At 70.4% G+C, this 8,651-nt stretch carries 6 protein-coding genes and 1 pseudogene; 5 read left to right on the plus strand and 2 right to left on the minus strand.

The window, feature by feature from the left end; genetic code table 11:
* Positions 1 to 393: 393 nt before the first annotated feature.
* Positions 394 to 924 carry a hypothetical protein gene (locus LHA35_RS27095; protein ID WP_226614257.1) on the plus strand — a complete coding sequence of 177 codons (531 nt, stop codon included), beginning with the start codon at positions 394 to 396 and terminating at the stop codon, positions 922 to 924.
* 288 nt (positions 925 to 1,212) lie between these two features.
* A complete protein-coding gene (locus tag LHA35_RS27100; protein WP_226614258.1) occupies positions 1,213 to 1,614 on the plus strand; it encodes a YbaN family protein in 402 nt (133 codons plus the stop codon).
* 640 nt (positions 1,615 to 2,254) lie between these two features.
* Here the strand turns inward: LHA35_RS27100 and LHA35_RS27105 are convergent.
* Entirely contained in the window at positions 2,255 to 2,950 is a 696-nt protein-coding gene (locus LHA35_RS27105; RefSeq protein WP_226614261.1) for a hypothetical protein, read from the minus strand.
* Positions 2,951 to 3,136: 186 nt separating this feature from the next.
* Here LHA35_RS27105 and LHA35_RS27110 point away from each other — a divergent pair, with 186 nt between their 5' ends.
* Together LHA35_RS27110 and LHA35_RS27115 are read left to right on the plus strand one after the other, a co-directional pair.
* Positions 3,137 to 3,379 carry a hypothetical protein gene (locus tag LHA35_RS27110; RefSeq protein ID WP_226614263.1) on the plus strand — a complete coding sequence of 81 codons (243 nt, stop codon included), beginning with the start codon at positions 3,137 to 3,139 and terminating at the stop codon, positions 3,377 to 3,379.
* 3 nt (positions 3,380 to 3,382) lie between these two features.
* Positions 3,383 to 4,573, plus strand: a complete 1,191-nt coding sequence (locus tag LHA35_RS27115) for a PHP domain-containing protein (protein ID WP_226614264.1) — start codon at positions 3,383 to 3,385, stop codon at positions 4,571 to 4,573.
* 430 nt (positions 4,574 to 5,003) lie between these two features.
* Here LHA35_RS27115 and LHA35_RS27120 read toward each other — a convergent pair whose 3' ends face one another.
* Positions 5,004 to 6,860: a DEAD/DEAH box helicase gene (locus LHA35_RS27120; protein WP_226614265.1), complete on the minus strand. Its 1,857-nt coding sequence runs from the start codon at positions 6,858 to 6,860 to the stop codon at positions 5,004 to 5,006.
* Positions 6,861 to 7,680: 820 nt separating this feature from the next.
* On the opposite strand from LHA35_RS27120, the pseudogene LHA35_RS27125 reads away from it, so the two are divergent.
* Positions 7,681 to 8,451: pseudogene (locus LHA35_RS27125) on the plus strand (PAS domain-containing protein); the annotation flags it as partial.
* Positions 8,452 to 8,651 lie beyond the last annotated feature (200 nt).

Raw genomic sequence — 8,651 nt, forward strand, 5'->3', positions numbered from 1 at the left:
CAGGACCGTCGGCACCCTCTGGGATACCATCGGCAGTCTCCTCGACCGCTTCAGTCCGAGCGAGTGCGCCGCCTACTTCCAACACTGCGGCTATGCACAGTCAGGGCAATAAAGGTCTAACGGCTGATCGCACAAAAGTAAGTCGAGGTTGCTGTCGGTCTCGTCTCGGTGCTGGTTCGGGATGGGGTGTTGTGATGCGCGACGCTGTTCGCATAGGCCGCGGCTGCACCGGGCGGTGCTGTGCTGCGGCCGGCGCCTGCTGGTCGGGCCGTTCTATCTCTACGGTTCGGCACTGATGACGATGGAAGCAGGTGGCCTGCCTCCAGCCTGAAATGCACTTGCGAGGCATTCTCAATTGGCGCTAATGAGGAGCTCCGTATCAGGAGCTGCTTCATGGGCCAGGTCCTCCCGCTCACACTGCACCTCCACGAGTATCCCACCGCGACCGCGGCCCTTGGGGCGGCCGAAAGTGTCTTTCTCGATGCGCTCCGCTGCTGGGTGGCTGGCATGCGGCAGGGGAGCGATCCCTTGGTTCAGTTGCGCGAACACATGACCAGGGCAGGCGTGCCGGACGCGGCGAATTCTGTGGACTACCTGATGCAGGTCATTGCGCGGACTGCCCGATGGCAGGTCGATATCCGCTGCGCCCAATGTCCCTACCTGTCCCGCGACGAGCGGCGCCTGCTCCACGCTGCGGCCCTCGCGCAGGCCGGCGAGGTTGGACGGGCCGAGGAGGTCCTGCGGGCCGGCATGCTCTCCACCCTGGGTGCCGAGTTCGCCATCGGCCCGCTGGAGGGGCTCGGAGAGCTCCTCATCGGCGCCGGCCTCGTGTTCCCGCGCCGCGCACCGGAGGTCGGTCGTCATCCCGCTGATGCCGTGTTCGAGGCATGGGCACCAACCCTTCCTGTCACGTCGGTACATTGAGACCGGAGGCGGTTATGGAGAGGCATCGCTCGATCGGTGTTTCCGTGCTGGTGGCCCTGATGGCGGCAGATCGCGTTAGGCTGCGACAAGAGGGGAGCCAACCCAGGCATCCCCTCCAGCGGATCTCCCGGGATGCCTGTGTCCAGTTCAAAGGTCGCGCACCACCGGTCCCAGACCCGGATGACGCCAAAAGAGGCGCATGGGAGGACAGTGGGACACCATCTGGTCAAGTGTTCCACGGGTAGCGCCCCGGTGTGCCTCGGGCGTCGCCACGGTAAGGCATCGGGGATGCATCCACGCCAGGGCAGTGATGAGCATCGGTCACGGCAACCGCACCGCACCCTTCTGCTGGGCGCCGGCTACCTGAGCCTGACGCTCGCAGCGATTGGCGCCGTATTACCGTTGATGCCGACGACGGTCTTCCTGCTGACCGCAGCCTGGTGCTTCGGACGTGCTTCGCCGGCGCTGCGGGAGCGGCTCCTCTCCGACCCCCGCTTCGGACGGACGCTGCGGGACTGGGAGCAGCATGGGGCGATTGGGCCCCGCGCGAAGCGGGCCGCGGTGCTGGCCATGGTGGCGAGCTGGGTGCTGGTTACGCTGATCCTTTACGATCCGTTGATCTCGGCCGTGGTCGGGGTCTGCATGGCGTCGGTGTGCATTTTCATCCTCACCCGCCCGTCGCACCCTTGATCCTTCGCTGCAGAGGACGATCATCAAGGGTTCCCGGGACCCCGCAACACGCTTCCCTCTTGAACCGACACCAGCGGCTTGGCTGTGTGTGCAAGTGGAAGTCACCAAGCGTGCTCATGGCAAACGGGCCCGCCTATCCGCCGACTGCCATAATGGATTCGAGGCGAAATAACTGCTTCAGCTTTGGCTCTCGAAACGGCTTCGGCGTTCAGCAGTGAGCGTCTGCCGCGGCTGCCAACCGAGAAGTTTGTACCCTGTCGAGAATGGGCGGTCCGGAGCAGTTATTTCTCCTCGCGCCCTAAGTAGTTTGCGACGGCGCGCCTTTACGGCCCCTAGCCTTCGTACCCAGCATCACCGGGCGGGACGACAGGAAAGCGCGAGACGTGGAGCGTGCCCCTCGGCTGCCGCTAGGTTGTCTCGATCCGGAGGTCCGCTGGCGGGACATCGGACACCACTGGCTCGACAACCGGCCGGGAGCCGCCGCCAAAGCTATTTGGCTGGATAACGGTGGTCTCGGTGTCCTGCCGCGGTCCCGATGCCCACCTGCTGGCGTTCGTCTTCATGCTATCGGACCAGCCGCGCCCTGAGGCGGGTGCGGCGCCCTCGAGCAAGCGGGCCGGCACACCCAGTGCCGTCATGATCAGAGCAAGGTGGCCTGAGGTCGCGGCGGGGCTGCGACAGCTCTGCGGCGCGGCAGGGCGGCAGGCAGCAGCGCTCCTCGGGCGATCGTGGTGGCAGGCCCGGCGTAGCCGTCATCCGCGATCAGGCGCAACTGCACGGCCGAGCCGGTCGCCGCTGCCGCAGGCATCTCGAGCGGCACCGGCCAGAAGCACTCGACGCGGTCCTCGCCCCGCAGCGCCAGAAAGACGACCCGCTCCACCCGGCCGCCCTCGCCGGTCTCGACCGCGAAGCGAAAGGCCAGGCTCTCGGCCGCCACCTCGCCCAAGGCCAGGGAGAGCTGCTGCATCTCCACCTCCTGCCGGCGGAGGGTGCGCTCCGTCGGCTCCTCGGCCGCGCCGCGATAGAAGCGCACCGGCACGCCATTGCCATCCGTGCCGATGACGAAGACGAAGTGGGCGCTGTCGTCGAGCACCTCGAGCCAAGGATACTCGCCGGAGGCCGCGGCCCGTTGCAGGCGGTGGCGGCCGAAGGCAAAGGCGCGGCAGCCGATGGACCAGGGGTCGTCGCCAAGCTCATAGCTGGCCATCGCCAGGGCGTCGCGGCGGGCGTTGGCGAGCATGCGGGCGCAGACCCGCAGGCGGTCCTCGGTCAGCGCCGGGTGCAGATCCCAGGGCAGCCGGGGCGGAGAGGACAGGGCAGACGCTGCGGGCTCCATCGACGCAACATAGCATCGAGCGGGAGGGCGCCGGCCAGCCCTCTGCGCAAGCCTCGCCGAGGCCCTGGCCGGATTGGTCGAGCGTGTGACCTTCCATAGCGTGGAGATCAGAACACTTCCGTCTCGACTTCGAACCCGCGGCCGCATAGAACATTTCGTGAACTCTGCTGCGAGGATTCGCCCGCCATGCCCGACGCCGAGCCCGCCCGCGCCGCCCTGGCCGACCTCGCCCCCGCGGCGCCGGAGGAGGTGGCCGAGGCCCTCGCCTACGCGCTGCGCCATAACGAGCGCGGCCGGCCACGGCGCGGCGCCGTCGCGGGCTGGGACTTCGCCGCCGGCATCGCCGCCGAGCATCTGGCGGGACACCTCGCGCGCGCCGGCTTCGTGGTGATGAAGCGCCGCCCGGCCCGGCCGCACAGCGCCGGCTGAGCGGTGGCCGCCTACGCCGAGGTCGCGGCCAGGACGAACTTCTCCCTCCTCGACGGCGCCTCGCACCCGGCCGAGCTGGTCACCACGGCCGCGGCCCTCAGGCAGGCCGGGATCGGCATTGCCGATACCAACTCCCTGGCCGGGGTGATGCGCGCGCATGTCGCGGCGAGGGAGGTCGGGATCTGTCTGGTGGTGGGCGCGCGGCTGGTGCTGCGTGACGGCGCCGAGTACCTGGCCTGGCCCACGGATCGCGCCGCCTACGGGCGGCTGACCCGTTTGCTGTCGCTCGGGCGCACGGACGCCTCCAAGGGAGGGTGCCACATCACCCGCGAGCAGATGCTCGAGCATGCCCCGGGCTGGGTGCTCGCCGCGGTGCCGGGGCGGGCCGAGGACCTCGGGGCGCGGCTCCGGGCCGACGCCGCGGCGCTGCGCGGCCGGCTCGCGCTGCCTCTCCTGGTCGCTGCCACCTGCACCGCCCGGGGCCATGGTCGCCACCGCCTCGACACGCTGGCCAGGGCCGCCGACGCGGCTGGGGCTGAGCTCCTCGCCACCAACGATGTCCGCTGCCACGACCCGGGCCGGCGCCCCCTGGCTGACGTCCTCACTGCCATCCGCCTCGGCACCACGGTCGACGCGCTGGGCTATGCCGCCGAGCCGAACGCGGAGCGCTGCCTCAAGCCGCCGGCCGAGATGGTCCGGCTGTTCGAGGCGCATCCCCAGGCCCTGGCCAACACGCTCCGCGTGCTCGAGGCGGCCTCGGGCTTCGTGCTGGATCAGCTGCGCCACGAGTACCCGGACGAGATCCTCGAGCCGGGCCGGACGCCGCAGGAGACGCTGGTCTTGCGGGTTGCGGCCGCGATCCGCGAGCGCTGGCCCGAGGGCGCGCCGGACGACCTGCGCCGTCGCCTCCGGCACGAGCTGGGGCTGATCGCCGAGCTCGGCTCGTGCATCAGCCGCCCTCGTTCCGACCTTTCTTCGCAGAGGCCGTGCCCGTGGCATCCGGCAGTGCCCATTGCCGGATGCCCTCGGCATCCATGGCGGTGTCCACATTGGCGATCAGGCCCGCTGAGATCCGGAGCGCCTGCCGGTCAGGGCTCAACCGCCGCCCCGTCACCGCAAAGCGTGCGCCGAACCGCACCTTCATCTCGACCGCCGCCGCCTCGACCGCGGCGAAGTCACTCCCTTCGAGGATGACGCGGACGCCCTTGGCCGCGCCAAGCGGGAGCTGGGCGGGCTGGGCTTGCGTAGCCGTGTCGGGTTCAAGAGGGGCCGGAAGGCTGATTTGGGCGATGGGCGGCATGCGGTCCTCAGACGGCGGCGTCCCTATGCGAGCGCGCTGTCGCCCCCAGTCAAGGCGACAGTTTTCCCCAGACTTGTGGAAGCCCTTGTGGGGAACCCGCGGACATCTTGTACGATTCCGCGCCCCTGCTGCGGCTCCGGAGGCATTCCCCCTCTGTTCTCCTCGCGATTACGAAGCCGGTGGGCGTTGCATGGAGAGCACAGGCTTTGCCTGGGCAGCAAAGCCAGTGGACGCATCACCGATCGTGCCGGGGCAGGGCAGGGCACCACCGAGCGCGCCGCCGCTGCCAGCCGCTCCCACCCATAACCAGCGCCGCGAGCCGGGTCAGGGGCTCGGGGCGGTGGCGGCTCGTTTGGGTGCCCGCTCCCTCGGCGGCCGGCCGGTGTTGAGGTCGAGCCGGCGCTGCCGCGCGGTCCAGGCGTATCTGGCATCGCCTTCCAGCAGGTGCAGGTGGTCGGCGATGCGGTTGCGCTCGAGCCAGGCCACCGTCGCCTCCAACTCGGCCAGCGACATCACGGCGCGGCTCTTCTGCATCACCCGCTTGAGGGCGGCCGAGTAGGCATGGTGCGCGCCAGCGCGGCGGGGGATGCGGAGCAGGCCCTCGTCCTCGACCACCTGGGCGGCCACCATCTGGCCCACCCGCAGCCGGAGCTCGCGCTCGCGCCGCGAGGGCAGATCGAGCAGGTCGGGCTGGCGGGTCAGCACCTGCTCCGGCCGCGCCGCCGCGAGGTCCGGGCCGGGGGCGAGGCGCTCCCAGCGGAGAGCGGTGGCATTGGAGGCGAGCGGCACGATGGGGTCGGCGCGCTCGCGGCCGTCCTCGATCGGCAGCTCGCCTTGCCGGCGCGGCTTGCGGTCGCGGGCCAGCGTGCCCTGCTCGCGCTCGATCCGCTCCCGAAAGCGGCGGAACAGGAGGTCGTCCGGATGCAGTACCAGGGCAGACTGGTCCTGGTAGGGCCCGGCCGCCGGATCCACCCGGGTGGCGCGGGCGATCATCTGCTCCAGCCAGGCGCGCGAGCGGATATGGGTCAGGGCGGCGCAGACCGCGACCGAGGGCGCGTCCAGCCCCTCATAGGCCATCGCACAGGTGACCAGGATCGACGGCTCCGGCCGCAGGCGAAAGGCGGCCAGGGTCTCGTGCGCGTCCCGCTCGTCCGAGGTCGCGATGCGGACCGTGTGCCCGGCCTGGGCACGCGGCACCCATCCCCGCAGCCAGCCGAGATACTTCCGGGCATTCTCCTGATCGGGGGCCACCACCAGGAGCTTGCCGAGCCCCATGGCAGTCTCGCCCGGCCCGAGGCCGAGGCGCACCCGCCGCGTGGCTCGCAGGTCGCGGGTTGCATCGAAGGCCCGCCGCAGCAGGTCGCGGGCAAAGCCGGTGCGCAGCGCCGTGAACAGGGCCGCCCTGGCGACCTCGGGTCTGCCGGAGAGGCGGTGCGGCCCGAGCCGGCGGCGCTCCTCATCCAGCCATTCCGCCTCGCCATCCAGCGCCCCGAAGTCGACCGGCAGCACGGCCTTCTCCGCCAGGGCCTGGGCGCGGCTGTAGCCCACCACCGCCCAGCCCGGCGCCTCGAGCGCCACCTCGCGGGTCTTGCTGGCCTGCCCGGGCCGGTAGGGCAGCCAGAGGATTGCCCGGCCATCCGCCCGCTCCAGGGTGCCGGACAGCAGCAGCCGGATGCGGGCGGTCTCCAGCAGCGGCAGGATGGCCCGCGACCAGGAGGCCTCGTCATCCGGTGCCAGCGGATCGACCTCGGCCAGGGAGGGGAGGTGGTGCACCTCGTCGATGACCAGGAGGTAGCGATGGCGCCGGTGTTCGGCGAGGTGCAGGTCGGGCTGGGCGGCGATGCCCTGGTAGGTCGTGACATAGCCCTGCAGGCCGCGGCAGAGATCCGGCGCGTTCTCGGCCGCCCGCACCGCGACGGCATGGCCGAGCGCGGCTCGCCAGGCCGGGTCGGCAAAGGCCTCCTCGGCCTGCAGGCGCAGGCTGTCGCGGGGCACGACCCAGCAGATCCGGTCCACCACGCCGGCTTCGATCAGGCGCGCCGCCGCGATCACCGGCAGCAGCGATTTGCCGCCGCCCGGGGTCACCGCGGCCAGGATATCCGCCAGGTTGGTCTGTCCGGCGGCGATGGCCGCCACGATGCCGGCGAGGATGCGCTGATGCGAGCGCAGGGGGCGGTGCATGGAGGGCGGCAGCATCCAGGGCGAGGCGGGCGGTCAGGGTAGCGCGTTGCTTGCGGAGGCGTCACCAACCCGCCCGCCGGAAGCAGAGCGGAGCAGGTCACCCGCGGAAAGCCCCTGCGGGTCTCTTGCCCCGGCCTTTGGCTCGGCCCTTTCCTCAGCCGCGCGTCCCAGACCTCCGGGGCCGGCCCGCCTGGGACAGGCTTGGGAGCGATTTCAGCCGCATCGACGCGGCCGGCCTTGCGCCGCGTGCGGGCCGGGTCGCGGCATCGAGCAGGGCCATCACCGCGGCCGACCGCTGGGGCGCGGTGCCCCGGTCCCGGTAGCCGTTGCCGCGCCGCAGCCAGACCCGCCACTGCTCGCCCTCCGGGACAACGCGCCCCGCCTCCCTCCGGCCACCCGTCGGCATGCAGACGAACACCGCCGATCCGCTGGGCCATTCCGAGGCGGGGCGGGCTGGAGGCGGCATCCTGGCAGGCGTTGGCTGGCGCATGGCCCTACCAAGATAGACCGATCGGGCAGCCCGGAAAGAACAAAACAGGAACTTGATCGCTCGACGGCTTTCCTCGCACCTCAGCCTCACAGGTAGGCGAAGCATGTTCCTGGTCCACCGCGCTCGGCCTCCGTTGCCCGGCCGGAAGCCACAGTGCCGGAAAAACGCTCACCCATACTGAACCGGTCCGCCGAAACCGTTTTCGGTCTGTGTCGTGGCGCTGCCGGTCAGACCTCCCGTCCGGCCATGGCGGCCGCGCATCATCATCACCATGGATTGCGGCCGGCCGAGAGGCGTCCTGTCGCGGTAGGCCAAGGCATGACGAAGGGAATGGCCGGCTCTGAACCGGGCATAAACGATCAGACCTACCGCCTCCTTGTGGATGCGGTGATCGACTACGCCATTTTCCTGCTCGACCCCGAGGGGCGGGTCAGCAGCTGGAACATGGGAGCCCAGCACCTCAAGGGTTACACCTCCGGCGAGGTTATTGGACGGCCGTTCTCGATGTTCTTCACCGAGGAGGACCGCCATCTCGGCCGCCCGGAAGCAATCCTCGAAGCCGCTCGCCGGGAAGGGCGCGCCGAGAATGAGGGCTGGCGCGTGCGGAAGGATGGCAGCCGGTTCTGGGCCTTGGCCGTGCTCGATGCCGTCCGCGACGATGCCGGGCGCCTCATCGGCTTCGCCAAGATCACGCGTGACATGAGCAAGCGGCACGAGGCGGAGCAGGCGTTGCGCGAAAGCGAGCGGCGCTTCCGGCTGCTCGTGCAGGGGGTCACCGACTACGCCATCTTCATGCTCAGCCCTGAAGGTGTCGTCGTTGAGTGGAACACGGGGGCCCGGCGCATCAAGGGCTACGAGGCGGAGGAGATTGTCGGCCAGCACTTCTCCCGTTTCCACACCGAGGAAGACCGCGCCGCCGGGGTGCCGGAGCGGGCCCTGGAGGCGGCCAAGACGGCGGGCCGCTTCGGGGCCGAGGGCTGGCGTGTCCGCAAGGACGGTAGCCGCTTCTGGGCGAGCGTGGTGATCGACACTGTCCGCGACGAGGGGGGCGCGTTGGTCGGCTTTGCCAAGGTGACTCGCGACATCACCGAGCAGCGCGAGGCGCAGCGGGCGGCCGAGGAGGTGCGGGAGCAGATGGCCCAGATCCAGCGGCTGGAGGCTCTGGACTTGCCCCGCTTTAGGGGAGAGGCATTAGGTCAGGTAGCGGCCATCTTCTCGAACTGCGCAGGGCTTGTGAAGTCGAGGGCGGAATGGCGGCGGACAGGATTGTAGAAGCCGTCGATGTATCGGCCGATGGCGGC

Source organism: Roseicella aerolata, from assembly GCF_020523605.1.
Lineage (GTDB): Bacteria > Pseudomonadota > Alphaproteobacteria > Acetobacterales > Acetobacteraceae > Paracraurococcus > Paracraurococcus aerolatus.

Excerpts from the sequence above, each read along its gene's own strand:
- LHA35_RS27095 (WP_226614257.1), top strand. The coding sequence starts at position 394 with ATGGGCCAGGTCCTCCCGCTCACACTGCACCTCCACGAGTATCCCACC.
- LHA35_RS27100 (WP_226614258.1), top strand. The coding sequence starts at position 1,213 with ATGCATCCACGCCAGGGCAGTGATGAGCATCGGTCACGGCAACCGCAC.
- LHA35_RS27105 (WP_226614261.1), bottom strand. The coding sequence starts at position 2,950 with ATGGAGCCCGCAGCGTCTGCCCTGTCCTCTCCGCCCCGGCTGCCCTGG.
- LHA35_RS27110 (WP_226614263.1), top strand. The coding sequence starts at position 3,137 with ATGCCCGACGCCGAGCCCGCCCGCGCCGCCCTGGCCGACCTCGCCCCC.
- LHA35_RS27120 (WP_226614265.1), bottom strand. The coding sequence starts at position 6,860 with ATGCACCGCCCCCTGCGCTCGCATCAGCGCATCCTCGCCGGCATCGTG.